The sequence below is a fragment of the Bacillus sp. FJAT-14266 genome (assembly GCF_001719225.1).
Lineage (GTDB): Bacteria > Bacillota > Bacilli > Bacillales > Bacillaceae > Bacillus > Bacillus subtilis.
The window spans coordinates 1,225,001-1,249,559 of the sequence record NZ_CP017072.1; the positions used below are offsets into that span (position 1 = coordinate 1,225,001).

Sequence of the window (24,559 nt, forward strand, 5' to 3'; positions counted from 1 at the left end):
ACAGTTCGGTCCCTATCCGTCGCGGGCGCAGGAAATTTGAGAGGAGCTGTCCTTAGTACGAGAGGACCGGGATGGACGCACCGCTGGTGTACCAGTTGTTCTGCCAAGGGCATCGCTGGGTAGCTATGTGCGGACGGGATAAGTGCTGAAAGCATCTAAGCATGAAGCCCCCCTCAAGATGAGATTTCCCATTCCGCAAGGAAGTAAGATCCCTGAAAGATGATCAGGTTGATAGGTCTGAGGTGGAAGTGTGGCGACACATGGAGCTGACAGATACTAATCGATCGAGGACTTAACCATATTTTTGAATGATGTCACACCTGTTATCTAGTTTTGAGAGAACACTCTCAATTTGTTTGGTGGCGATAGCGAAGAGGTCACACCCGTTCCCATACCGAACACGGAAGTTAAGCTCTTCAGCGCCGATGGTAGTCGGGGGGTTCCCCCTGTGAGAGTAGGACGCCGCCAAGCAATTGCACGTTAGTGCAAGTATGGAGGATTAGCTCAGCTGGGAGAGCATCTGCCTTACAAGCAGAGGGTCGGCGGTTCGAGCCCGTCATCCTCCACCATTTTTCATTATACATATCGGTTTTACATATATGCCGGTGTAGCTCAATTGGTAGAGCAACTGACTTGTAATCAGTAGGTTGGGGGTTCAAGTCCTCTTGCCGGCACCACTTTTATATGATATAATATTCAAGTCTCTTGTAAGAAGAGCCATTAGCTCAGTTGGTAGAGCATCTGACTTTTAATCAGAGGGTCGAAGGTTCGAGTCCTTCATGGCTCACCATTTACATGTTGCGGATGTGGCGGAATTGGCAGACGCGCTAGAATCAGGCTCTAGTGTCTTTACAGACGTGGGGGTTCAAGTCCCTTCATCCGCACCATTTCTGCGGAAGTAGTTCAGTGGTAGAACACCACCTTGCCAAGGTGGGGGTCGCGGGTTCGAATCCCGTCTTCCGCTCCAACTATACCATCCACGCCGGGGTGGTGGAATTGGCAGACACACAGGACTTAAAATCCTGCGGTAGGTGACTACCGTGCCGGTTCAAGTCCGGCCCTCGGCATTAAGTTTTGCGCCCGTAGCTCAATTGGATAGAGCGTTTGACTACGGATCAAAAGGTTAGGGGTTCGACTCCTCTCGGGCGCGCCATGATCTATATGAAATCGGGAAGTAGCTCAGCTTGGTAGAGCACATGGTTTGGGACCATGGGGTCGCAGGTTCGAATCCTGTCTTCCCGACCATTCTTGGGGCCTTAGCTCAGCTGGGAGAGCGCCTGCTTTGCACGCAGGAGGTCAGCGGTTCGATCCCGCTAGGCTCCACTTGATTTCAAAAATATTTGGCGGTGTAGCTCAGCTGGCTAGAGCGTACGGTTCATACCCGTGAGGTCGGGGGTTCGATCCCCTCCGCCGCTACCAATGGACCTTTAGCTCAGTTGGTTAGAGCAGACGGCTCATAACCGTCCGGTCGTAGGTTCGAGTCCTACAAGGTCCACCACTATACGGAGGAATACCCAAGTCTGGCTGAAGGGATCGGTCTTGAAAACCGACAGGGGTGTCAAAGCCCGCGGGGGTTCGAATCCCTCTTCCTCCGCCATACATATTCCTAATCATCGCGGGGTGGAGCAGTTCGGTAGCTCGTCGGGCTCATAACCCGAAGGTCGCAGGTTCAAATCCTGCCCCCGCAACCAAATTTTAAAATGGTCCGGTAGTTCAGTTGGTTAGAATGCCTGCCTGTCACGCAGGAGGTCGCGGGTTCGAGTCCCGTCCGGACCGCCATTTAAATACTTAGGCTCGGTAGCTCAGTTGGTAGAGCAACGGACTGAAAATCCGTGTGTCGGCGGTTCGATTCCGTCCCGAGCCACCATTTATCAATATATTTTGGCGGTTGTGGCGAAGTGGTTAACGCACCAGATTGTGGCTCTGGCATTCGTGGGTTCGATTCCCATCAATCGCCCCAAATAAAAATTGCGGGTGTAGTTTAGTGGTAAAACCTCAGCCTTCCAAGCTGATGTCGTGGGTTCGATTCCCATCACCCGCTCCATTTCTATATCGTCATGGGCCTGTAGCTCAGCTGGTTAGAGCGCACGCCTGATAAGCGTGAGGTCGATGGTTCGAGTCCATTCAGGCCCACCATGACTTTTGTATTCCACAGTAGCTCAGTGGTAGAGCTATCGGCTGTTAACCGATCGGTCGCAGGTTCGAATCCTGCCTGTGGAGCCAAATGGAGAAGTACTCAAGTGGCTGAAGAGGCGCCCCTGCTAAGGGTGTAGGTCGTGTAAGCGGCGCGAGGGTTCAAATCCCTCCTTCTCCGCCATATGATTACAGATATAATAATTTTCGGCCCGTTGGTCAAGCGGTTAAGACACCGCCCTTTCACGGCGGTAACACGGGTTCGAATCCCGTACGGGTCATCCAGAAGCCTTGCATATCCTGCAAGGTTTTTTTGTTTTTTAAATCATGATATGTCTTAGATTTTGTTCTTTATTTTAAAAACAGACTACAAAAATCTCCATATATTTCGTTTTTCTTCAGAAAATGAAGTTAATTGTCTATAAGTATAAGCGCTTTCAGCAAAGGGCTTTTTTTTATTTCTTCGAATAAATACTATAAATGAAAACTATGATGTCAGAAAGGATGATTACATGGCCGCTGCCAGCCCGACAGCACATGATGTTTATCTTTTTCACGAAGGCAGTCTGTTTAAAAGCTATCAGCTGTTTGGCTCGCATTACCGCGAGCTGAATGGCAAAAGCGGATATGAATTCTGTGTGTGGGCGCCTCATGCGTCGGAAGTACGAGTGGCTGGAGATTTTAACAGCTGGTCTGGAGAAGAGCATGTGATGCACAGAGTGAATGATAATGGTATTTGGACGTTATTTATTCCAGGTATAGGAGAAAAGGAACGATATAAATATGAAATCGTGACGAATAACGGTGAGATCAGGCTGAAGGCAGATCCATACGCTATTTATTCAGAAGTCAGACCAAACACAGCGTCACTTACTTACAATTTGGAAGGGTACAGCTGGCAAGATCAAAAATGGCAAAATAAACAGAAGGCTAAGACGCTGTATGAAAAACCTGTTTTCATTTATGAACTGCATCTTGGGTCTTGGAAGAAGCATTCTGATGGCAGGCATTATTCCTATAAAGAATTAAGTCAGACGCTTATCCCTTATATCAAGGAGCATGGGTTTACCCATATTGAACTGCTTCCGGTGTATGAGCATCCATATGATCGTTCATGGGGATACCAAGGAACGGGGTATTACAGCCCGACAAGCAGGTTTGGCACGCCGCATGATCTGATGAAGTTTGTTGATGAATGTCATCAACAAAATATCGGAGTCATTTTGGATTGGGTCCCCGGACATTTTTGTAAAGATGCACATGGACTCTATATGTTTGATGGAGAACCGCTTTATGAATACAAAGAAGAACGTGATCGGGAGAACTGGTTATGGGGCACGGCAAACTTTGACCTGGGAAAACCGGAAGTTCATAGTTTTTTAATTTCGAATGCGTTGTACTGGGCGGAATTCTATCATATAGATGGATTTAGGGTTGATGCAGTGGCTAATATCTTGTATTGGCCAAATCAGGATGAACGCCACACGAATCCATATGCTGTTGAGTTTTTAAAAAAACTCAATCAAACCATGAGAGAGGCATATCCCCATGTGATGATGATTGCGGAAGATTCTACAGAATGGCCTCAAGTGACAGGTGCCGTTGAGGAAGGGGGGCTTGGTTTTCATTATAAATGGAATATGGGATGGATGAATGACGTACTGAAATACATGGAGACGCCGCCCGAAGAAAGGCGGCATTGTCATCAGCTTATCTCTTTTTCATTACTATATGCGTTTAGTGAGCATTTTGTATTGCCGTTTTCTCATGATGAAGTCGTATACGGAAAAAAATCACTTCTTAATAAAATGCCTGGCGACTACTGGCAGAAATTTGCCCAGTATCGGCTTTTGCTGGGCTATATGACAGTGCATCCAGGAAAGAAATTGATCTTTATGGGATCAGAGTTTGCCCAATTTGATGAATGGAAAGATACAGAACAGCTTGATTGGTTTTTGGACTCCTTCCCCATGCATCAGAAAGCCAGCGTTTTTACGCAAGATCTTCTCCGCTTTTACCAAAAAAGCAAAATCCTTTACGAGCATGACCATCGTGCACAATCGTTTGAATGGATTGATGTCCATAATGACGAACAATCAATCTTTTCTTTTATTCGTTATGGCAAAAAGCACGGTGAGGCGCTTGTCATCATTTGTAATTTTACACCCGTGGTCTATCATCAATATGATGTTGGAGTTCCTTTTTTTACTCAATACATTGAAGTGCTTAACAGTGACAGTGAAACATATGGAGGCTCAGGGCAAATCAACAAAAAGCCGTTATCGGCCAAAAAGGGAGCACTTCATCATAAACCGTGTTATATCACGATGACCATCCCCCCTTACGGCATCTCGATTTTACGGGCGGTTAAAAAAAGAGGAGAGATAAAAAGATGAAAAAACAATGTGTAGCCATGCTCCTTGCCGGCGGGAAGGGCAGCCGTCTCAGCGGATTAACAAAAAATATGGCCAAACCGGCTGTATCTTTCGGGGGAAAATACAGGATTATTGATTTTACCCTAAGCAACTGTTCTAATTCAGGCATAGACACAGTCGGGATTTTAACGCAATATCAGCCGCTTGAGCTGAATTCCTATATTGGGATCGGCAGTGCATGGGACCTGGATAGATATAATGGCGGCGTGACGGTTTTACCCCCTTATGCCGAGTCATCAGAAGTCAAATGGTATAAAGGGACGGCAAGCGCCATTTATGAAAATCTCAATTATTTGAATCAGTATGATCCTGAGTATGTACTGATTTTATCAGGAGATCACATATACAAGATGGACTACGGCAAAATGCTTGATTATCACATTGAAAAGAAAGCAGATGTGACCATCTCTGTCATCGAAGTGGGCTGGGAGGAAGCAAGCCGATTCGGCATCATGAAGGCCAATCCAGATGGGACGATCACACATTTTGATGAAAAGCCCAAATTCCCTAAGAGCAATCTTGCCTCAATGGGAATTTATATATTCAATTGGCCGCTTTTGAAACAGTATCTTGAGATGGACGATCAAAACCCTTATTCTAGCCACGACTTCGGCAAAGACATTATTCCTCTGCTTTTGGAAGAGAAAAAGAAGCTTTCTGCTTATCCGTTCAAGGGATATTGGAAGGATGTCGGAACGGTGCAGAGCTTGTGGGAAGCCAATATGGATTTGTTAAAAGAGGACTCGGAGCTGAAGCTGTTTGAACGCAAATGGAAAATTTACTCCGTCAATCCAAATCAGCCTCCGCAATTTATTTCATCTGATGCGCAGGTTCAAGATTCGCTTGTGAACGAAGGTTGTGTTGTATATGGAAATGTGTCTCACTCCGTTCTTTTTCAAGGTGTGACTGTTGGTAAGCATACGACTGTTACATCATCCGTCATAATGCCGGATGTGACGATTGGGGAGCATGTAGTCATTGAAAATGCCATTGTTCCTAATGGGATGGTGCTGCCGGATGGCGCAGTGATTCGCTCCGAAAAAGACATTGAAGAGGTGCTGCTCGTTTCAGAGGAATTTGTAGAAAAAGAATTGATTTAATTACTGAAGAGGGGGCAGAGTCAGTGTTCAATAATCAAATGTTAGGTGTTATAGATGAAACCACATATAAGCATTCTCTTCAGGATTTAACAGCACAGCGGTCGCTCGGGGCGATCCCTTTTGCCGGCAGGTACCGACTGATTGATTTTATGCTTTCCAACATGGTGAATGCGGATATTAGGAGTGTTGCAATTTTTCCGAAGTATCGTTACCGTTCGCTCATGGATCACCTTGGGGCGGGTAAGGAATGGGATTTGCACCGGAAAAAGGACGGCCTCTTTTTTTTCCCGTCTCCCCATCTTCATCACGAATACGATGAATTCGGTTCCTTTCGCCAGTTTTCGGACCATCTAGATTACTTCCACAGAAGCACTCAGCAATATGCTGTAATCTCCAACAGCCATACCGTATGCAACATTCAATTTCAATATGTGCTGAAACGCCATCAGGAGGTTGGCTGCGACGTCACCGAGGTATTTCAGGACGGCCAGTCGCTGCAAATCTATATCATGTCAACAACGCTTTTAAAGGATCTGATCTACGGACATAGCGAAAAAGGCTATAAAACCATTCAGGAGGCTGTTGAAAAGGAATCTTCCGCCCTGACCATTTGCCCTTATGAATATTCAGGTTATGCCGCAGTTATTGATTCGGTGGAAAAATATTATACCCACAGTATGGAACTCATTCAGCCTCGTTTTTGGCAGCAGGTGTTTTTGCCGCAGCAGCCGATCTATACAAAAGTGAAGGATGAGCCGCCTACGAAATACGGAAAGCACAGCACTGTCAAAAATTCTTTGGTGGCAAACGGCTGTGTGCTTGAAGGAGAGGTTGAAAACTGCATTTTGTTCAGGGCGGTCCATGTCGGAAAGGGTACGAAGCTGAAAAACTGTATTATTATGCAAAAAACGCAGATTGGCGAGGATTGTCTTCTTGAGCAGGTCATTTCGGATAAGGACGTTAAAATCGGCAAGGCGACGGAAGCTGCAGGAACAGCTGAGCAGCCGCTTTTATTAAGAAAAGGTTTGGTGCAAGGAGAGCTGATGAATTCTTGAAGATATTATTTGCTGTGTCAGAATGCACCCCATTTGTGAAATCAGGAGGTCTTGCCGATGTAGCAGGTGCTCTGCCAAAGGCACTTGCACGATTAGGCAATGAAGTAGCTGTGATGCTGCCGAAGTACAGCCAAATACCTGAACCGTGGAAAAAGCGTATGAAAAAACAGGCTGAGTGTACGGTAGCTGTCGGCTGGCGTCAGCAATATTGCGGAATTGAACATATGGCCCAAGACGATGTGAATTATTACTTCATCGACAATGAGTACTATTTCAACAGGGATTCGTTGTACGGGCATTATGATGACGGTGAGCGGTTTGCCTTTTTTTCAAGAGCTGTGCTGGAGGCTGCCAAAGTTGTGAATGTTCAAGCCGATATTGTTCATACTCACGATTGGCATACAGCGATGGTCAATTATTTGCTGAAAGAGGAGTACAGAAAACATCCTTTTTATGAACGGATGAAAAGCGTGCTCACGATCCACAACCTGCAGTTTCAAGGCATATTTCCTCCTGATGTCACACATGACTTGCTGGGTCTTGAGATGGATCATTTTCATTATGAAAGGTTAGAATGCAACGGATTTGTTAATTTTATGAAGGCGGGCATCATTGCGGCTGATCATGTGACAACTGTGAGTCCCACTTACAGAAATGAAATATTGACGCCGTATTATGGTGAGCAGCTGGAGCAGGTTTTGCAATATAGGGAAAATGATGTAACCGGCATATTAAATGGCATTGATGATACGTTCTATCAGCCGAAAAGCGACCCTTATATAGAGGCGCAATACGATTCAGGGGATCTTGCATGCAAGTTGGAAAACAAAACGAAGCTTCAGCGGCGGATGGGGCTTCCAGAGAAAAACGATATTCCGCTGATCAGTATGGTGACAAGGCTCACTAAACAAAAGGGGCTTGATCTTGTCCGCAGAATTATGCACGAACTTCTTGAGGAGCAAGACATACAGCTGGTTGTGCTAGGCACAGGAGAACGTGAATTTGAAGATTATTTCCGGTATGCAGAATTTGCTTTTCATGAGAAGTGCCGGGCTTATATCGGGTTTGATGAGCCACTAGCCCATCAAATTTATGCGGGCTCTGATATGTTTTTGATGCCGTCGAAATTTGAGCCGTGCGGTTTGGGGCAGCTCATTGCTCTTCAATATGGCGCCATTCCGATTGTCAGGGAAACGGGCGGTCTTTACGACACTGTCCGTGCCTATCAGGAGGAAGAGGGAACGGGCAATGGCTTTACGTTTTCCGCCTTTAATGCGCATGATCTGAAATTTACGATTGAACGAGCGCTGTTGTTTTATCGCCAACAGGATGTATGGAAGAGCATCGTGAAGACCGCAATGAATGCAGATTACAGCTGGGGGAAGTCGGCTAAAGAGTATCAGCGTATTTTTGAGCAGGTGACAAGGAGTGGACGGGATGTTCTCGAGTAAAGAACGCTTTGCAGACTTATTTTTAAAGCGTCTGGAAATGACGTGCGGAAAAAGCTTTAAAGATTCTGCCAAGCTGGATCAATATAAAACGTTGGGCAATATGGTCAGAGAGTATATCAGCGCTGATTGGATCGAAACGAATGAAAAAAGCAGATCAAATTCCGGGAAGCAGACATATTATTTATCAATCGAATTTCTGCTCGGTCAGCTCCTTGAGCAAAACTTAATGAATCTTGGTGTTCGTGATGTTGTAGAAGCTGGTTTAAAGGAAATCGGCATCAATTTAGAGGAAATCCTTCAGATAGAGAACGATGCAGGTCTCGGCAACGGCGGGCTTGGCCGCTTGGCCGCTTGCTTTTTAGATTCTCTTGCTTCGTTGAACCTGCCGGGGCACGGGATGGGCATACGTTATAAGCATGGCTTGTTTGAGCAAAAAATTGTAGACGGACATCAGGTGGAGCTGCCTGAGCAATGGCTGAAAAACGGGAACGTATGGGAAGTAAGGAATGCGGATCAAGCAGTGGACGTGCCGTTTTGGGGCGAAGTCCATATGACAGAAAAAAGCGGGCGCCTGCATTTTCGCCACGAACAAGCGACAATTGTTACCGCTGTTCCTTATGATATCCCGATCATCGGCTATGAAACGGGCACTGTCAACACGTTAAGGCTTTGGAACGCCGAGCCCTATGCCCATTATCACGGCGGTAATATTTTGTCTTATAAGCGAGAAACAGAAGCGGTTTCTGAATTCTTATATCCCGATGACACCCATGATGAGGGGAAAATTTTACGGCTGAAGCAGCAGTATTTTTTAGTATGCGCAAGCTTAAAAAGCATTGTGAACAATTACCGAAAAACACATAAATCTTTATCCGGCCTGCATAAAAAAGTGAGCATTCATATTAATGACACTCACCCTGCGCTTGCGGTGCCTGAGCTGATGCGGATTTTGCTCGATGAAGAGAACATGGGCTGGGAAGAAGCTTGGCATATCACTGTACATACGATTTCTTATACAAATCATACAACATTGTCAGAAGCGCTCGAGAAATGGCCGATTCATTTGTTTAAGCCGCTGCTCCCGCGAATGTACATGATTATTGAAGAGATCAATGAGAGGTTTTGCCGCGCAGTTTGGGAAAAGTATCCGGGAGACTGGAAAAGGATAGAGAACATGGCGATTACAGCGCATGGTGTTGTCAAAATGGCTCATCTGGCCATAGTAGGCAGCTACAGTGTAAATGGCGTTGCAAAAATACATTCCGATATATTAAAGGAAAGGGAGATGCGCGACTTTCACTTGCTGTTTCCGAATCGTTTTAACAATAAGACGAATGGAATTGCCCACAGGCGCTGGCTGTTAAAAGCGAATCCAGGCTTGTCTGCCATCATTACAGAGGCGATCGGCGATGAATGGGTCAAACAGCCGGAATCACTGATCCGTTTAGAACCGTACGCCACTGATCCTGCATTTATTGAACAGTTTCAAAACAACAAAAGCAAGAAAAAACAAGAGCTTGCCGATTTGATTTTTTGCACGGCCGGGGTGGTTGTGAACCCTGAGAGCATATTCGACGTACAGGTGAAACGACTTCATGCATATAAACGGCAGCTGCTGAATGTTCTTCACATTATGTATTTGTATAACCGCCTCAAGGAGGATTCGGGGTTTTCAATCTACCCGCAAACCTTTATTTTCGGGGCAAAGGCTTCACCAAGCTATTATTATGCCAAGAAAATCATTAAGCTGATCCATTCTGTCGCAGAAAAAGTCAATTATGATCCGGCGGTCAAACAGCTGATCAAAGTTGTTTTTTTAGAAAATTATAGAGTTTCTATGGCTGAGCGAATTTTTCCGGCATCAGACGTAAGTGAGCAAATTTCAACCGCAAGCAAGGAAGCGTCTGGTACAGGGAATATGAAGTTTATGATGAATGGGGCTTTGACGATCGGCACGCATGACGGAGCAAATATCGAGATCCTTGAGCGGGTGGGCCCTGACTGTATTTACACGTTCGGCTTAAAGGCGGATGAGGTTCTATCGTATCAGGAAAACGGCGGCTATAGATCGAGGGAATATTATCAGCATGACAGAAGAATCAGGCAGGTAGCGGATCAGCTGATCAATGGTTTTTTTGAAGGAGAAGCAGATGAATTTGAATCGATCTTTGACTCGCTGCTTCCGCATAATGATGAGTATTTTGTGCTGAAGGATTTCAGCTCATATGCAGATGCGCAGGAGCGAATTCAAGCTGATTATCGAGAGCGAAGGAAATGGTCTGAGCGTTCGATTGTAAACATTGCTCATTCAGGATATTTCTCCAGCGACCGCACGATCCGGGAATATGCGAAGGACATTTGGGGCATCAAGCCGATGATGTGAAAAAGCCGCTGTATAAACGGCTTTTTTTGTTCACAGATTCATTGAATTGATTGTAAAGGATAAGAACGTCGCAAATGCACTCCATAAAAAATAAGGCAAAAGAAGATAGCTTGCAATTCTGCTGTATTTTTTGGCAATGATCAGTAATACGATTGCTGTGATGGCGACAAGCAGGCAGTCAAGCGATGCAGCCAGCAGATTTTTTTGCGTAAACTGGAAATAGCTGAAGGCTTGATTGAGCACGTAATTTATCAAAAGTGTAAACCAAAAGCTTTTCGCACCTTTAAATGAAAACGCAGCATATACAATGGCTGCTGAAAGGGAGATCAGGGCAAACAGGATGGCCCAAATGATGCCGATCGCATTTCCGCTTGGCGTCCAGTCCGGTTTTTTCAATGAATTGTACCATTCTTGGTCCACAGGAAACAGGTAGCCTGCGGCTGAAAACAGCGCATATGTAATCACAAAAACCGCTATGGCGCCGAAAATCTTTTTCATGTTTGTACCCTCCGTATGTATTTATTTACCCTTTATCTTATAAAGATCAAACCCCCGATATGCGGGGGAAATGATGGGTTTAAATCAGCTGCTGCAATGCGTTTGATTTAATGCGTTCATATTCAAAAGCTGATTCTAATTCTTCCTTCGGTAAAGCAGACTTGCGGACGTATTTTTCGCGAATGACATCGTAAAGCTCATAAGGAAACAGCATATCTATAAACATGACTTGTTTTTGTTCTTCAGTTAATGGGGCTCTGGATTCGTATGCGTTCAGCATGACATGAAATGTCTCGTCATCCCAAACACCCGTCGTATCCAAAAGCGGAATAATCATTTTGCGCAAATCGCGAATAGGCAGATCAAATGATACGGTATCTAAGTCGATGACCCAAATCTGTTCATTTTCTCCTAAGAGTGTATTCCCGGTTCCGTAATCCTGGTGGCAAAGGTTAGGGCTTTTTTTCAGCTGTTCAGTCCATGGAACATAGGTCGATTGCAAAAGCCGGTCTTTGATGCGCAGCCCGTCTTCAATAAAGCCATCTATCTCCTGAAGATAAAGCTGTGAGAAAGGATCTTCTTTTTCCGCCTCCGCCATCAGCTTCCACGTTTCCATCTGTTTGCATCGTTTCGTGTAGTGATTCGGCCAGCGACCTAATTTGGTAAATATGGGAACGCCATTTGGCGGCTGATATCCGACGGAAGCTGTATGAAAATCAGCAAGGCCTTTCATGATAAACTCCAAGTCCTGCTTTACAGTCAGCTCAAACGGTCTTCCTTCGATCCAGTCATATACGACAAATAGAAATGAGCCGTGCTTAGAATATAGGCTACCTTTTTTGTTTGGGAGTATGCCAGGAACATTCATGCCTTTTTTTGCTAAATAGTCCTGCGCGAAAATGGAAAACAACGCTTTCTTTTCTGGCCTGTGTATTCGTTTTAGACAAACCGCGCCGGAGTCTGTGTGGACCTTCCAGACAAGCGCCATCTGGTTTCCCTGAATGACGTCTATTTTTTCAGCCTGCACATCCCATCCTTGAAGCACATTTTCAGCCAGCTCCGTTAATTTTTTTGCATCTTCTGCTGATAAAGGAAGCTCTGATGAATTCCCCTCCTCAATGACTTCATGGTTTTCTGCCATTAAAGGACACATCCTTACCTGTTTTACTCCTACCTTATGAATCAAAAGGAAAAAATGATTGAGTTATTTGACTATATTTAATAGATGAATCTGGTTGTTTACCCGTTTTGTTTTTAGGGCAGTCCCATTCCGCACAAGTTGGTTGTTCAGCCGTATCATGATTCTAACTAGTTAAAAATCATGCAGGAATGGAGGCTATGTATGAAAATAGCACTGATCGCCACAGAGAAGCTTCCTGTCCCATCGGTTCGAGGAGGCGCCATTCAAATCTACCTCGAAGCGGTTGCCCCTTTAATTGCAAAAAAACATGAGGTGACTGTGTTTTCTATTAAAGATCCGAATCTCGCTGATAGAGAGAAGGTAGACGGTGTCCATTATGTGCATTTGGATGAAGACCGTTATGAAGAAGCCGTTGGAGCAGAGCTGAAAAAGAGCCGTTTTGATCTTGTGCATGTTTGTAATCGCCCAAGCTGGGTTCCGAAATTGAAGAAACAGGCGCCGGATGCTGTTTTTATTTTAAGCGTTCACAATGAAATGTTCGCTTACGATAAAATCAGCCAGGCGGAAGGCGAGATTTGCATCGACTCCGTAGCGCAGATTGTTACGGTCAGCGATTATATCGGACAGACGATCACAAGCCGTTTTCCGTCAGCACGATCAAAAACAAAAACGGTGTATTCCGGTGTGGATTTAAAAACGTACCACCCTCGCTGGACGAATGAAGGGCAGCGAGCTCGCGAAGAGATGCGAAGCGAGCTGGGGCTTCACGGCAAAAAAATCGTCTTGTTTGTCGGCCGGCTTAGCAAAGTCAAAGGCCCGCACATATTATTGCAGGCTTTGCCGGACATCATTGAGGAGCACCCCGATGTCATGATGGTGTTTATCGGGTCAAAATGGTTCGGAGATAATGAATTAAATAACTATGTCAAACATCTTCATACCCTTGGTGCGATGCAAAAGGATCATGTCACATTTATTCAATTTGTGAAGCCAAAGGACATTCCGCGCCTTTATACCATGTCAGATGTATTTGTATGCTCTTCGCAATGGCAGGAGCCTTTAGCAAGGGTGCATTATGAAGCGATGGCTGCGGGACTTCCTATTATTACAAGCAATCGGGGAGGCAATCCAGAGGTCATAGAGGAAGGGAAAAACGGCTACATCATTCATGACTTTGAAAATCCTAAACAATATGCCGAACATATCAATGATTTGCTGAGCAGCTCAGAAAAGCGGGAACGGCTTGGGAAATACAGCCGCCGTGAGGCAGAAAGCAATTTCGGCTGGCAGAGGGTGGCTGAAAATCTGCTCAGCGTCTATGAAAAGAACAGATAGAAGGGGTGAACAGAGTGTACCAAAAAGAGCATGAAGAACAGATTGTGTCCGAAATTCTCAGCTATTATCCTTTTCATATTGACAATGTGGCGCTGAAATCGAACAAAAGCGGACGCAAAATCTGGGAAGTCGAAACTGATCATGGCCCAAAGCTGCTAAAAGAAGCGCAAATGAAACCGGAGCGGATGCTTTTTATCACTCAGGCACACGCCCATTTACAAGAGAAAGGGCTGCCGATAGCGCCGATTCATCAAACAAAAAATGGCGGGAGCTGCTTGGGCACGGATCAGGTTTCTTACAGCTTATATGACAAAGTGACAGGAAAAGAAATGATTTACTATGATGCAGAGCAAATGAAAAAAGTCATGTCATTTGCCGGCCATTTTCATCATGCCTCAAAAGGATATGTTTGCACAGATGAAAGCAAGAAGAGAAGCAGGCTGGGAAAATGGCACAAATTGTACCGATGGAAGCTGCAGGAACTTGAAGGGAATATGCAGATCGCGGCATCCTATCCTGATGACGTATTTTCGCAAACTTTCTTAAAACATGCTGATAAAATGCTGGCAAGAGGAAAAGAAGCTCTGCAAGCGCTTGATGACTCAGAATACGAAACCTGGACAAAAGAAACGCTCGAGCATGGCGGATTCTGTTTTCAGGATTTTACATTGGCACGTTTGACAGAGATCGAAGGGGAGCCTTTTTTAAAGGAGCTTCACTCGATTACCTACGATTTGCCGTCAAGAGACCTTCGTATTCTGCTGAATAAAGTGATGGTTAAGCTTTCTGTATGGGATACTGATTTCATGGTTGCACTGCTTGCGTCCTACGACGCAGTGTATCCACTCACAGAAAAACAGTACGAGGTACTTTGGATTGATCTCGCGTTTCCGCATTTGTTCTGTGCAATCGGGCACAAATATTATTTGAAGCAAAAGAAAACGTGGTCAGATGAGAAGTATAACTGGGCGCTGCAAAACATGATTTCTGTTGAAGAATCTAAAGATTCGTTTTTGGATAAACTGCCGGAACTGTATAAAAAGATAAAAGCGTATCGGGAGGCGAATTGACATGAGGTCATCGAGACAAAAAGCCTCTATTTCTAAACTGGATCTCGACCAATTCGTATTTACACCGCCTGGACCGATGGGATGGCAGGCTCATGACTCAATCTCAGCTGAGAAGGAAGAAGAGGAGAAGCATTTAGATGTGGGCAGCATTCGAGAGCTCCCTCACATCAATGCACCGAAAGAATATCAAGAAGAAACGAAGGAAAAGGAAACAGATCACAAAATCGTCGATGATGAAGAAGAAACGAAATTCGAAACCATTCTAGAGCCTGAGGAGGAACGTGATTCGAAACGCTCAGTGCCCCCATATGAAGAAGAGGATGAAGATGAAGAACCAGACTTAGCGGAGGAAGCTAGAGTGGAAATCATCATTCTTCCAAGTGAATCTAAACCAGCTCCATGGTTTTCTCAAACCGTAAAGCGCAAGGCATAAAGTCATATTTATGCCTTTTTTCATGTTCTCTGCAGCAAAAAAACAGCCCGTTTTGCAACACGAGCTGTAGGTTTTATGTTTTTGCTTTCACAAAAAGCTGATTGATAGATGATAAATCAAAATTTTGCGTCAGAAAAGGCGGCGGAAATTGTTTGTTTTTCGGAGTGAGAACGGATTGGTAAACAGTATTGAGCCTTTTGGCCGCATGGGTAAAGGTAAATAAAGCTTCTACATGCTGTCGGGCGTTTTTTGTCATTTTGCTCATTAATTCTTGATCTGTAAAGGCTCTGTCAATTGCTTTTGCAAATGAAGAAGGTTTGTTGTATCTGTCGATGACAAGGCCGGTGACTTCGTCTTTTACGACTTCTCCGTTTCCGCCCCGGTTTGTGGTAATTAAGGGCGTGCCGGCCGCCATTGCTTCATAATTCACACGGGCGAGGGGTTCGTTCCACTGAGAGCTGCACACAAATACATCTGCCATCAGAAAAAGGTTTGGGATGTCGTCAGCGGGAATGAATTTTGTAAAAATTATGTGGTCTCTGTATGGCAGCGCCAGCGTACGCAGATAGGTTACATATTGGTTTTCGCTGTCATCGCTGAACCACTTCCCGCCTGCTATGACCAGTACAGCATCAGGGTGCTGCTGCAAAATCCGTCTCATGCTGTGAATGAGAAGGTGAGGTCCTTTTGTCGGGCTTAAGCGGCCGGCGAATAAAATAACTTTTTTATCTTCAATACCGTATTTTTTCCGGTATGTTTTTCTGACAGCCGAGCCTTTCATCGTCCAGACGGGCGGATAAGAGTTTAAATCAACGCCGGAATACACAACTTTTGTGATGTCCTCTGCTTCAGGGAAACGTTCAATGACGGTTTGTTTAATAAATTCGCTCACAGTTGTGATCATGGAGACATTGTCGAGTACTTCTTTTCCTTGCGCGAAGGTCATCTTTTTTTCAGAAAACATTTCGTTATGCAGGCTCAGAACGATCTTGCTGTTTGGTGAGGCTTTTTTATATAAAGAGACATTTAAAGGCCTGTTGAACACATGAATGAGGTCAAAGGAAGAGGCTCGCAGCTCTTCGGCTACCGCCTCGCGGTAATGTTCTTTTGGCAGATGGATATAATGTACGCCGTCTTTTGTTTCTCTTTTTGGAAGCGATGGATCTTCAATTGAAAAAATGGTCAGGTCGTACCTGCTGCTGAAATAGGGCGTGACACCGTCAATCATCATTTGAATAGCGCCGCCGCGTACTGCGGGCGCCGGCAGCTTTTCTGTACAGATAAAGGCAAGCTTCATTTTTATTCCCCCTGATACAGCGACGATAAATAGGCGATTTCGTTGGTCAAGCCATCCTTTAAGGATGTGGCGGGATCATAATGCAAGAGCTGCTTTGCTTTTGAAATATCCGCCCACGTGTTGCTCGGTTCCCCTGCTATTTTGTCCGAAAAGTGCAGTGTTGCTTTTCTACTGGAAATATCCTCAATGAGGGAGACAACCTTTAAGACTGAGGCACGCTCAGCACCGCCGATATTTACTGTTTCACCAATAAGGTGGGGTTTCCCAAGAACAGCGGTGATGCCTTTGACACAGTCGCCGATATAAGTGAAATCTCTTGACTGCTGCCCATCACCGAAGATGGTAAGCGGCTTTTGCTGAAGGTGCTGCTTAATGAGCCGGTGAAAAGCCATATCCGGCCGCTGTCTTGGCCCGTATACGGTAAAAAAACGGAGAATCACAATTGGAATGCCAAAGCTTTGTTGATACACATGGCAAAGCTTTTCTCCCGTAAGCTTTGTTACCCCGTACGGAGATAAAGGAGAAAGCGACGTGTTTTCGCTGACTTTTCCTTGTTTTTCACCATAGACGGAAGAGGTGGATGCAAAGACGAACGTTTGAATAGAATGTTCCCGGCACGCCTCGAGGAGCCTTTGGAGCGCTTGGATATTATGTGCGGCATATGGGTGAAAATGACTGCCCCAGCTTGAGCGGACACCCGGTATGGCCGCCAAATGAAAGATGACGTCCACTCCTTCCAGTAAGGGAGCAAGATCCGCTGTCAGCAGATTTTCCTTTATGAACGTAAATCGCTTTTCCGGCAGCAGGTTTTTAAGGTTTTTTAATTTCAAGGAAAATGGAGTAGGACCGATAAAGTCATCGATTCCGATAACGTTATGTTTCTTATCTTTTAGTAATTCTTCGCAGAGGTGGGAGCCGATAAAGCCCGCTGCTCCTGTGACTAGTATTTTCATGGACGGCCAACTCCCGTACAGATCAGGCCGCAAGCCTCGATCAGTTCTTTTTTTAATACGTTGCGTCCGTCAATCACAAGACGCCCTTTCATGATGCCTGCAGCCTTTTTCCAATCAAACGCTAAAAACTCGGGCCATTCTGTCGCCAAAAATAAAAAGTCGCTTTCTTCGATCGCATCAAAAGCTTGAGAATGCTGAGTTACATGCTGCCGCAAATGTTCTGGAAGTACAGCTTCAGGATCATATGCATGAACATCACATCCCAGCTCCGTCAGCCTTTCCATCAGTCTGACAGCCTGAGAATTCCTGATGTCATCGGTATTCGGTTTGAAGGAAATGCCGAGTACAGCCGCTTTCTTGCCTTGAAGTGTTTCGAAGAATGACTGTATTTTTTTGATATACAGGCCGAGCTGGGTGTCATTAATGTGCTGCACGGCCCGGAGCAGGAAGGTCTCCGTGTTTTTTTTCTGGGCAGCAAATTGCAGCGCCTGCAGATCCTTTGGAAAACAAGAGCCTCCGTATCCGATGCCTGCCTGCAAAAAGTGCTCCCCGATCCTTGGGTCTAGACCGATAGCGCGGGAAATATCTGAGATATCTGATTGATAGGCTTCACATATGCGGGCCATTTCGTTAATGAACGAAATTTTGGCTGCTAAAAAGAAATTGTTGGCATATTTGATCAGCTCCGCTCCCGCTAAGCTTGTAACGATAAAAGGGGTATCAATGTGTTTGTAAATGGATTTGACGATGGCTGCCGATACGTGATCTTCTTCCTGAACACCGATGACTGTTTTGTCAGGATGCAGCATGTCATATAAGGCATTGCCTTCCCGCAGAAACTCAGGATTGGATACGATATTAAAGAGGTTTTTAGACACTCCGGAGGCAATCAGCTGTTTTGCTATGTTTTCATTTGTCCCGGGCGGAACAGTGCTTTTCGTAATGATGGTTTTATACGATCGGATTGCCTCTCTTAAATCACCGATGACGGACTGCAGGGCTTTCGTATCAGCTGATCCGTCCGAACGCGGCGGGGTTCCGACTGCGATAAAAATAACGGGACATTCCTCCATGCTCGATTTCACTTCAGAAGAAAACGAGAGATTGCCGCAACGAAGTATTGCATCTGAAAGCCCAGGCTCGTAAAAGGGAATGACTCCTTTTTTCAGCTGCCCGATTTTTTTGACGTCTTTGTCTGTGCATATCATGTCATGTCCGATGGATGCCAGTGCCGCTGATAGGGTTAAACCGACATACCCGGCGCCAACCACACAAATTTTCATCACCTGAGCTCCTTTACAAGATTACTGGTCATATATCAATATCCTATTAAAAAAGGGCTGGTTCGTGATTCCGCTTTCTGCCCAGTTGCTTCCGCCTAATTTCAGATGTACAAACATCGGGATGCGCTCTTGGAATATCATGTAATAAACATGAGCTGAGGGGAAAATAACATGATAAAAAAAGCGATCATTCCTGCAGGCGGATTCGGCACGAGAAATCTGCCGGTGACGAAGGTGATTCCGAAAGAAATGTTTCCGGTAGGATCTAAGCCTGTGATTCATTATCTTGTTGAAGAATTAAAGGAGTCAGGCATTGAGGACATTTTGATGGTTGTATCGAGCTATAAAAATCTGATTGTCGACTATTTTGATTCCTCTTTGGCACTTGAGGCTTTTTTGGCCTCTAAGAATAAACTGCATTTGCTTAGTGAGCATCCCATTCCGGATATACGGATTCACTATGTGCGCCAGCCTTATGCAAAGGGTCTTGGCGACGCCATTTCTTTCGGAAAGCAATTTGCAGGCAAAGAGCCTTTTGCCGTCGTTTTGCCTGATGATCTGATTTTTTCCGCCAATCAGCCGGCTTTGGGGCAGCTGATTGAAGCGTATACGAAATATCAGTCCAGTGTGATCGGCTTAAAAGAAACAAAAACGGAGGATTTACATCATTACGGGGTGATAAAAGGGGAGCCTGTTGAAAAAGGGCTTTATCGCATACAGGATATTGTGGAAAAGCCTAAACAAAACCCTCCGTCTCATTTTGCCGCAGCAGGGCGTTATATTTTCACACCGGATATTTTTAATGAGCTGGAGGCATTAGAAGCTGATAGCGGAGGAGAAGTGCAGGTAACGGATGCGATAAAAGCTTCGCTCGGGGCATGTACCGTATACGGGAAATTGCTAGAGGGCGAGCGGTATGACATCGGCCTGCAAAAGGATTATCTGAAGCTGATTTACGATATGCTGAAAACGGAAAAGAACCCCCAATAATCGGGGGTTCAATCAGCGTGGAGATCGCCGAATGTGGTCATGATTCCCTCTTCGTCAAGTTCTTCTTCATAGCGCTCATGGGCTCTGCTTTGATAAACGGTAATTTCTTTTCCAGTGATATCTGTAGCGATGAAATTTTCGTAAGACTCCGTATTGCCGATATTCTCTTCGGCATTCATCGTCATATCATCATAGCTGAGCGGAGGGTTTTCCATATCCTGCGGCGTTTGTGAGTTACCATATTTTTCGACATCCTGATAGGAATCCTCACTGTCATATGGCGCTCTGATTTCTTCATCATCATCAAATTCAAATTGCCCGAATGGTGTTTCTTCTTCAATCGGACGGTCTTTGGAAACCACGTCCTGTGAAGAATACTCCGCGAGGGTTGTGGCAGTCGGAAGCGCTTCAAGTCGTTCGAAAGGGATTTCCTTTCCGCTGACTTCACAAATGCCATACGTACCGTTTTCTATCGCCTTCAATGAATGCTCAATGTCCCGAAGGTGCTCTCGCTCATGCAAGTCTAGAGCGATGTCTTTCTCACGCTCGTAAAGTTCTGTCGCCTGATCGCCGGGATGGTTGTCGTATGCCGAAAGCTCACCCCACGAATCATAAGGAAAGGCTGAGTTAAGCTGAAAATGGTCATTGTCTTTGAAACGGTTTAAGATATCTTTTTTCGTTTGTTCCAGTTCATTTTTTAAATGCTGAAGCTGTTCTTTCGTAAGCAATGTGATCGCCTCGTTTCTCTGTGATGCATACCTTTAGTATGAACAGATCGCCTGAGAACTTTCATAAATGGCGGGTGGAGGAATATAGGAGGTTTTCCTTTTATGGTAAGCGGATACAACCTTTGCTATCAGTGGAGAAAGAAATTTAAGCTTTGTTTCTTTTTCATTTCTGCAATTAGGTTTATAATAGGTAAGGCAGGCCATTTGGACTGCATGATCTGTGTTTGACACAAAGGAGACACAGGTGTATGGTATTAAAAGCATTTTAAGGATTATGGAGGAATGTCTCATGGTGACAACGGTGCAGCGTACGTTCCGAAAGGAAGTTCTACATGCATTACATAAAGCCAAAGAAGTCAACCATGCTGTCTTAATAAGCTATTCGAGACAAATCGAGTCTCTTGACCCTCTATCATTTTTCAATTACGGAGCAAAAAAATATACAGGCAATCGATTTTTTTGGTCAGATCCTGAAAGTGAATTGACAATAGTCGGTCTTGGCAAAGAAGCGGTTTTCCAGACAAATCAAAAAAACAGCGAGCGGTATCGTGAGGTTTTTGAACAATGGGAGCGCTTTAAAAAGACGGCTTTTCATATTTATGAAGAAGAAAAGCTGCAGCATTCTGCAGTGGGACCTGTGTTATTCGGAGGATTTTCTTTTGACCCTTGCGAAGAAAGAGGTTCACAATGGGACCATTTCTCGGAAGGGGATTTCTTTGTGCCTGCGCTTATGCTGACGATGACTGCTGAAGGCCCGTTCTTAACAGTTAACAGATGGGTAAGCGGAGGAGAAGATGCAGAAGCTGTTTTAGAAGGCTTAAAAGCTTTTGCGGCGGAATTTATGGTTCCCGATTTCAAGCAAGAAGATCAGGCTGTGATTGCAGCAGCCGAAGAGCTGGATAAGGATGATTGGCTGAAAGCAATCGAAACGGCCACAAGCCAAATTAAAGAGAAACAATATGATAAGGTTGTTCTTGCCCGAGAGCTGCTGCTCACGTTTGACGGTCCAATCCAAATTGAACCGGTGCTTAAAACGCTTCTGGACGATCAGCAGACAAGCTATGTTTTTGCAATTGAACAAGAAGGCAAAACCTTTGTCGGCGCGTCTCCGGAAAGACTGATCAAAAGAGACGGCGGCACTGTCATGTCTTCCTGTCTGGCAGGCTCCATTAAACGAGGCGTGAATGAAGAAGACGACCGCCGGATAGGCCTTGAATTATTAAACGATGAGAAAAACCTGCTTGAGCATGATATTGTGGTAGGTATGATTCATAATGCTTTTGTATCAAGCTGTTCAGAGGTTGAAAAGCCTGATGGACCTGTTTTGTACAAAACAAAAAGCGTTCAGCACCTGTTTACGCCGATTGTCGGACAGCTGCGCGAGTCTGCATCGATTTTTGACTTAATTGAGAAGCTGCATCCCACTCCGGCGCTTGGGGGAGCACCTCAGGAAAAAGCTGTTGACGTGATCAGGGAGATTGAACCGATGTCTCGCGGCTGGTATGCGGCCCCTATCGGCTGGATTGACAGCCAGGATAACGGGGAATTCGCGGTCGCCATTCGTTCAGGGCTCATCGAAGGAAGCACAGCAAGGCTGTTTGCCGGGTGCGGTATTGTGGAAGACTCGGAACCAATCTCGGAATATGAAGAAACACAGATTAAATTGAAGCCGATGATCTCTGCATTAGGAGGTGAGCGGCGTTGACAGTCAACCCGATTACTCATTACATCGGAAGTTTTATTGATGAATTCGCCCTTTCCGGAATTACGGACGCCGTCGTTTGTCCGGGCTCAAGATCTACACCGCTGGCTGTTCTTTGTGCTGCGCATCCCGATATCAGCGTCCATGTCCAAATTGATGAAAGGTCTGCCGGATTTTTTGCCTTAGGTTTGGCAAAAGCGAAGCAGCGTCCCGTACTATTGATCTGTACATCTGGAACAGCCGCGGCCAACTTTTATCCGGCTGTGGTTGAAGCCCATTATTCAAGGGTGCCTATTATTGTGTTAACTGCTGATCGGCCTCATGAGCTGCGCGAAGTAGGCGCACCGCAGGCTATTAATCAGCACTTCTTATTCGGTAACTTTGTTAAGTTTTTCACAGACTCTGCTCTTCCTGAAGAGTCTCCGCAAATGCTGAGATACATCCGAACGCTGGCAAGCCGCGCTGCCGGAGAAGCACAAAAGCGCCCAATGGGGCCTGTCCATGTGAATGTGCCGCTGCGCGAACCGCTGATGCCGGATCTTTCAGATGAGCCGTTTGGAAGAATGAGAACAGGCCGTCATGTGTCTGTGAAAACGGGTACGCAGTCTGTTGACCGAGAGTCCCTGTCTGATGTGGCTGAGATGCTCGCAGAGGCTGAAAAAGGAATGATCGTCTGCGGAGAGCTCCATAGTGATGCGGACAAGGAAAACATTATCGCGCTGTCAAAAGCGCTTCAGTATCCAATTTTAGCAGATCCGCTGTCTAATCTGCGGAATGGTGTTCATGATAAAAGCACTGTTATTGATGCGTATGATTCGTTTTTAAAAGATGATGAGCTGAAGCGGAAACTCCGTCCTGATGTTGTCATTCGGTTTGGACCGATGCCTGTTTCAAAACCGGTTTTCTTATGGCTTAAGGATGATCCGGCGATTCAGCAAATCGTGATTGATGAGGATGGAGGGTGGAGAGACCCGACACAGGCAAGCGCGCATATGATTCATTGTAATGCGTCTGTTTTTGCTGAGGAGATCATGGCAGGCCTTACTGCTGCTGCCAGATCCTCAGAGTGGCTGGAAAAGTGGCAGTTTGTCAATGGGCGGTTCCGCGAGCATCTGCAAACAATCAGCAGTGAAGATGTTTCGTTTGAAGGCAATCTCTATCGAATCCTTCAGCATCTTGTGCCTGAAAACAGCTCGCTGTTTGTGGGAAACAGCATGCCGATCAGGGATGTTGATACGTTTTTTGAAAAGCAGGACCGCCCTTTCCGGATTTATTCAAACCGGGGAGCAAACGGGATAGACGGTGTCGTCTCCTCTGCCATGGGGGTATGTGAAGGAACAAAAGCGCCTGTTACCCTTGTGATTGGAGATTTATCTTTTTATCACGATTTAAACGGCCTGCTGGCGGCCAAAAAGCTGGGTATTCCTCTTACTGTGATTCTTGTCAATAATGACGGAGGAGGGATTTTCTCCTTTTTGCCGCAGGCTTCTGAAAAGACACACTTTGAAGATTTGTTCGGCACACCGACAGGGCTCGATTTCAAGCATGCGGCTGCACTTTACGGCGGAACGTATTCATGCCCGGCTTCTTGGGATGAATTCAAAACAGCTTACGCGCCGCAGGCAGACAAGCCCGGACTCCATTTGATTGAAATCAAAACGGATCGCCAATCAAGAGTCCAGCTTCATCGCGATATGCTGAATGAGGCTGTGCGGGAAGTGAAAAAACAATGGGAACTGTAAACATAACGGTATCAGATGGTGTCCGATATGCAGTGGCAGACGGGGGACCGAATGCTTCCGAAGCCGTCGTCTGTCTGCACGGGTTTACCGGCAGCAAACAATCATGGACTTTTCTTGATGAAATGCTGCCTGATTCCCGTTTGATCAAAATTGATTGTTTAGGGCATGGGGAAACCGATGCCCCGCTGAATGGGAAAAGATACAGCACAAGCCGGCAAGTTTCTGACCTTGCCGAGATTTTTGATCAATTAAAACTTCACAAAGTGAAATTGATTGGGTATTCTATGGGAGGAAGGCTTGCTTACTCTTTCGCGATGACATATCCCGAGCGGGTATCGGCACTTGTGCTTGAAAGCACGACGCCGGGGCTCAAAACACTTGGGGAACGGCGGGAACGAATCATGCGGGACCGGAAGCTTGCTGATTTTATTTTACGAGACGGGCTCAAAGCGTTTGTTGCGTATTGGGAGAATATCCCTTTGTTTTCATCTCAGCAGAGGCTGGCTGAAGATATTCGGCACAGGATACGATCGGGCCGTCTGCGGAACAATAAGATTGGGCTTGCGAACAGTTTAACCGGCATGGGCACCGGTTCACAGCCTTCGTTGTGGAGCCGTGTAGAGGAAATAGATGTTCCTGTGCTTCTTATCTGCGGGGAGTGGGACGAAAAATTTTGCGCCATCAATCAAGAGGTGCATAAGATGCTTCCTTCTAGTAGAATAGAGATTGTTCCAAAAGCAGGACATACGGTCCATGTGGAACAGCCGCGATTGTTTGGTAAAATAGTGAGTGAGTTTTTGACAAGCATCTGACTCATTCACATAGAGAAT

18 protein-coding genes, 21 tRNA genes and 2 rRNA genes (1 of these 41 only partly in view) are annotated in these 24,559 nt (G+C 45.5%); 35 read left to right on the forward strand and 6 right to left on the reverse strand.

From position 1 onward, the window contains the following. The 28 genes from BGM23_RS06290 to glgP form a co-directional block, all read left to right on the forward strand. Positions 1-300, forward strand: a 23S ribosomal RNA gene (locus tag BGM23_RS06290); it begins 2,628 nt to the left of the window's first position. 55 nt (positions 301-355) lie between these two features. Then, a 5S ribosomal RNA gene (rrf, locus tag BGM23_RS06295) occupies positions 356-471 on the forward strand. A gap of 22 nt (positions 472-493) precedes the next feature. After that, positions 494-569 (forward strand) — tRNA-Val (locus BGM23_RS06300). Between the two features lie 32 nt (positions 570-601). Further along, positions 602-677 (forward strand) — tRNA-Thr (locus BGM23_RS06305). A gap of 37 nt (positions 678-714) precedes the next feature. Beyond that, positions 715-790 (forward strand) — tRNA-Lys (locus BGM23_RS06310). Positions 791-800: 10 nt separating this feature from the next. Then, positions 801-887, forward strand: a tRNA-Leu gene (locus tag BGM23_RS06315). 5 nt (positions 888-892) lie between these two features. Continuing rightward, positions 893-967 (forward strand) — tRNA-Gly (locus BGM23_RS06320). 14 nt (positions 968-981) lie between these two features. Further along, positions 982-1,067 (forward strand) — tRNA-Leu (locus BGM23_RS06325). Between the two features lie 9 nt (positions 1,068-1,076). Then, positions 1,077-1,153 (forward strand) — tRNA-Arg (locus tag BGM23_RS06330). A gap of 15 nt (positions 1,154-1,168) precedes the next feature. Beyond that, positions 1,169-1,245: transfer RNA gene (locus BGM23_RS06335), tRNA-Pro, on the forward strand. Positions 1,246-1,250: 5 nt separating this feature from the next. Next, positions 1,251-1,323: transfer RNA gene (locus tag BGM23_RS06340), tRNA-Ala, on the forward strand. 19 nt (positions 1,324-1,342) lie between these two features. Then, positions 1,343-1,419: transfer RNA gene (locus tag BGM23_RS06345), tRNA-Met, on the forward strand. A gap of 2 nt (positions 1,420-1,421) precedes the next feature. Beyond that, positions 1,422-1,498, forward strand: a tRNA-Ile gene (locus tag BGM23_RS06350). 6 nt (positions 1,499-1,504) lie between these two features. Further along, positions 1,505-1,597, forward strand: a tRNA-Ser gene (locus tag BGM23_RS06355). 17 nt (positions 1,598-1,614) lie between these two features. Further along, positions 1,615-1,691: transfer RNA gene (locus BGM23_RS06360), tRNA-Met, on the forward strand. A gap of 11 nt (positions 1,692-1,702) precedes the next feature. Next, positions 1,703-1,779, forward strand: a tRNA-Asp gene (locus BGM23_RS06365). Positions 1,780-1,791: 12 nt separating this feature from the next. Further along, positions 1,792-1,867: transfer RNA gene (locus tag BGM23_RS06370), tRNA-Phe, on the forward strand. Positions 1,868-1,884: 17 nt separating this feature from the next. Beyond that, positions 1,885-1,960 (forward strand) — tRNA-His (locus BGM23_RS06375). Between the two features lie 10 nt (positions 1,961-1,970). Continuing rightward, positions 1,971-2,044, forward strand: a tRNA-Gly gene (locus BGM23_RS06380). Between the two features lie 15 nt (positions 2,045-2,059). Next, positions 2,060-2,136 (forward strand) — tRNA-Ile (locus BGM23_RS06385). Between the two features lie 12 nt (positions 2,137-2,148). Continuing rightward, positions 2,149-2,223: transfer RNA gene (locus BGM23_RS06390), tRNA-Asn, on the forward strand. Between the two features lie 3 nt (positions 2,224-2,226). Next, a tRNA-Ser gene (locus tag BGM23_RS06395) sits at positions 2,227-2,317 on the forward strand. A gap of 25 nt (positions 2,318-2,342) precedes the next feature. Then, positions 2,343-2,414, forward strand: a tRNA-Glu gene (locus tag BGM23_RS06400). 231 nt (positions 2,415-2,645) lie between these two features. Next, positions 2,646-4,529 carry a 1,4-alpha-glucan branching enzyme gene (gene glgB / locus BGM23_RS06405; RefSeq protein WP_003229016.1) on the forward strand — a complete coding sequence of 628 codons (1,884 nt, stop codon included), beginning with the start codon at positions 2,646-2,648 and terminating at the stop codon, positions 4,527-4,529. Further along, positions 4,526-5,668 carry a glucose-1-phosphate adenylyltransferase gene (locus tag BGM23_RS06410; protein WP_003229018.1) on the forward strand — a complete coding sequence of 381 codons (1,143 nt, stop codon included), beginning with the start codon at positions 4,526-4,528 and terminating at the stop codon, positions 5,666-5,668. Before glgB ends, BGM23_RS06410 begins: the two co-directional genes overlap by 4 nt. A gap of 23 nt (positions 5,669-5,691) precedes the next feature. Next, the gene (glgD, locus tag BGM23_RS06415) at positions 5,692-6,723 is read left to right on the forward strand and encodes a glucose-1-phosphate adenylyltransferase subunit GlgD (RefSeq protein ID WP_080287624.1); all 1,032 of its coding nucleotides are present in this window, start codon (positions 5,692-5,694) and stop codon (positions 6,721-6,723) included. Next, positions 6,720-8,174: a glycogen synthase GlgA gene (glgA, locus tag BGM23_RS06420; protein WP_046663910.1), complete on the forward strand. Its 1,455-nt coding sequence runs from the start codon at positions 6,720-6,722 to the stop codon at positions 8,172-8,174. Before glgD ends, glgA begins: the two co-directional genes overlap by 4 nt. Then, entirely contained in the window at positions 8,161-10,557 is a 2,397-nt protein-coding gene (glgP, locus tag BGM23_RS06425; protein WP_032722378.1) for a glycogen phosphorylase GlgP, read from the forward strand. Before glgA ends, glgP begins: the two co-directional genes overlap by 14 nt. A 30-nt stretch (positions 10,558-10,587) precedes the next feature. On the opposite strand, the gene BGM23_RS06430 is transcribed toward glgP, so the two are convergent. After that, positions 10,588-11,055: a TspO/MBR family protein gene (locus tag BGM23_RS06430; protein ID WP_015714586.1), complete on the reverse strand. Its 468-nt coding sequence runs from the start codon at positions 11,053-11,055 to the stop codon at positions 10,588-10,590. A 79-nt stretch (positions 11,056-11,134) separates the two neighbouring features. Continuing rightward, entirely contained in the window at positions 11,135-12,208 is a 1,074-nt protein-coding gene (cotI, locus tag BGM23_RS06435) for a spore coat kinase CotI (RefSeq protein WP_072175886.1), read from the reverse strand. A gap of 189 nt (positions 12,209-12,397) precedes the next feature. Here cotI and cotSA point away from each other — a divergent pair, with 189 nt between their 5' ends. The 3 genes from cotSA to BGM23_RS06450 are packed head-to-tail and all read left to right on the forward strand — an operon-like array spanning position 12,398 to position 15,034. Further along, positions 12,398-13,531: a spore coat protein CotSA gene (gene cotSA / locus BGM23_RS06440; protein WP_015714584.1), complete on the forward strand. Its 1,134-nt coding sequence runs from the start codon at positions 12,398-12,400 to the stop codon at positions 13,529-13,531. 14 nt (positions 13,532-13,545) lie between these two features. Continuing rightward, entirely contained in the window at positions 13,546-14,601 is a 1,056-nt protein-coding gene (gene cotS, locus BGM23_RS06445) for a spore coat putative kinase CotS (protein ID WP_015714583.1), read from the forward strand. A gap of 1 nt (position 14,602) precedes the next feature. Next, complete coding sequence (locus BGM23_RS06450) at positions 14,603-15,034, forward strand: hypothetical protein (RefSeq protein WP_015714582.1); 432 nt, start codon at positions 14,603-14,605, stop codon at positions 15,032-15,034. Positions 15,035-15,107: 73 nt separating this feature from the next. On the opposite strand, the gene BGM23_RS06455 is transcribed toward BGM23_RS06450, so the two are convergent. From BGM23_RS06455 to BGM23_RS06465, 3 genes are read right to left on the reverse strand one after another with little or no spacing between them, the layout of a single operon-like run. Further along, positions 15,108-16,331 (reverse strand): glycosyltransferase family 4 protein, encoded by a 1,224-nt coding sequence (locus BGM23_RS06455; RefSeq protein WP_015714581.1) that lies wholly within the window; start codon positions 16,329-16,331, stop codon positions 15,108-15,110. A 2-nt stretch (positions 16,332-16,333) separates the two neighbouring features. Next, positions 16,334-17,284 carry an NAD-dependent epimerase/dehydratase family protein gene (locus BGM23_RS06460; RefSeq protein WP_015714580.1) on the reverse strand — a complete coding sequence of 317 codons (951 nt, stop codon included), beginning with the start codon at positions 17,282-17,284 and terminating at the stop codon, positions 16,334-16,336. Next, positions 17,281-18,567, reverse strand: coding sequence for a UDP-glucose dehydrogenase family protein (locus BGM23_RS06465; protein ID WP_015714579.1), 1,287 nt, complete (start codon positions 18,565-18,567; stop codon positions 17,281-17,283). The genes BGM23_RS06460 and BGM23_RS06465 overlap by 4 nt, the downstream gene beginning before the upstream one ends. Positions 18,568-18,738: 171 nt before the next feature. Here BGM23_RS06465 and BGM23_RS06470 point away from each other — a divergent pair, with 171 nt between their 5' ends. Next, positions 18,739-19,557 (forward strand): UTP--glucose-1-phosphate uridylyltransferase, encoded by an 819-nt coding sequence (locus BGM23_RS06470; protein ID WP_046663909.1) that lies wholly within the window; start codon positions 18,739-18,741, stop codon positions 19,555-19,557. Positions 19,558-19,565: 8 nt separating this feature from the next. Here the strand turns inward: BGM23_RS06470 and BGM23_RS06475 are convergent, their stop codons facing one another. Further along, entirely contained in the window at positions 19,566-20,285 is a 720-nt protein-coding gene (locus BGM23_RS06475; RefSeq protein WP_003229046.1) for a yteA family sporulation protein, read from the reverse strand. A gap of 289 nt (positions 20,286-20,574) precedes the next feature. Here BGM23_RS06475 and BGM23_RS06480 point away from each other — a divergent pair, with 289 nt between their 5' ends. The 3 genes from BGM23_RS06480 to menH are packed head-to-tail and all read left to right on the forward strand — an operon-like array spanning position 20,575 to position 24,541. Next, entirely contained in the window at positions 20,575-21,990 is a 1,416-nt protein-coding gene (locus tag BGM23_RS06480) for an isochorismate synthase (RefSeq protein ID WP_015251378.1), read from the forward strand. After that, complete coding sequence (menD, locus tag BGM23_RS06485) at positions 21,987-23,729, forward strand: 2-succinyl-5-enolpyruvyl-6-hydroxy-3-cyclohexene-1-carboxylic-acid synthase (protein WP_015251379.1); 1,743 nt, start codon at positions 21,987-21,989, stop codon at positions 23,727-23,729. The genes BGM23_RS06480 and menD overlap by 4 nt, the downstream gene beginning before the upstream one ends. Further along, positions 23,717-24,541, forward strand: coding sequence for a 2-succinyl-6-hydroxy-2,4-cyclohexadiene-1-carboxylate synthase (menH, locus tag BGM23_RS06490; protein WP_029727103.1), 825 nt, complete (start codon positions 23,717-23,719; stop codon positions 24,539-24,541). The genes menD and menH overlap by 13 nt, the downstream gene beginning before the upstream one ends. Positions 24,542-24,559 lie beyond the last annotated feature (18 nt).

What these genes read in the sequence shown, in the direction of transcription:
- BGM23_RS06460 (WP_015714580.1), bottom strand. Translation starts at nt 17,284, where the DNA reads ATGAAAATACTAGTCACAGGAGCAGCGGGCTTTATCGGCTCCCACCTC.
- glgB (WP_003229016.1), top strand. Translation starts at nt 2,646, where the DNA reads ATGGCCGCTGCCAGCCCGACAGCACATGATGTTTATCTTTTTCACGAA.
- BGM23_RS06480 (WP_015251378.1), top strand. Translation starts at nt 20,575, where the DNA reads ATGGTGACAACGGTGCAGCGTACGTTCCGAAAGGAAGTTCTACATGCA.
- cotSA (WP_015714584.1), top strand. Translation starts at nt 12,398, where the DNA reads ATGAAAATAGCACTGATCGCCACAGAGAAGCTTCCTGTCCCATCGGTT.
- BGM23_RS06455 (WP_015714581.1), bottom strand. Translation starts at nt 16,331, where the DNA reads ATGAAGCTTGCCTTTATCTGTACAGAAAAGCTGCCGGCGCCCGCAGTA.
- menH (WP_029727103.1), top strand. Translation starts at nt 23,717, where the DNA reads ATGGGAACTGTAAACATAACGGTATCAGATGGTGTCCGATATGCAGTG.
- cotI (WP_072175886.1), bottom strand. Translation starts at nt 12,208, where the DNA reads ATGTGTCCTTTAATGGCAGAAAACCATGAAGTCATTGAGGAGGGGAAT.
- BGM23_RS06450 (WP_015714582.1), top strand. Translation starts at nt 14,603, where the DNA reads ATGAGGTCATCGAGACAAAAAGCCTCTATTTCTAAACTGGATCTCGAC.
- BGM23_RS06430 (WP_015714586.1), bottom strand. Translation starts at nt 11,055, where the DNA reads ATGAAAAAGATTTTCGGCGCCATAGCGGTTTTTGTGATTACATATGCG.
- BGM23_RS06410 (WP_003229018.1), top strand. Translation starts at nt 4,526, where the DNA reads ATGAAAAAACAATGTGTAGCCATGCTCCTTGCCGGCGGGAAGGGCAGC.
- glgP (WP_032722378.1), top strand. Translation starts at nt 8,161, where the DNA reads ATGTTCTCGAGTAAAGAACGCTTTGCAGACTTATTTTTAAAGCGTCTG.
- BGM23_RS06470 (WP_046663909.1), top strand. Translation starts at nt 18,739, where the DNA reads ATGATAAAAAAAGCGATCATTCCTGCAGGCGGATTCGGCACGAGAAAT.
- BGM23_RS06465 (WP_015714579.1), bottom strand. Translation starts at nt 18,567, where the DNA reads ATGAAAATTTGTGTGGTTGGCGCCGGGTATGTCGGTTTAACCCTATCA.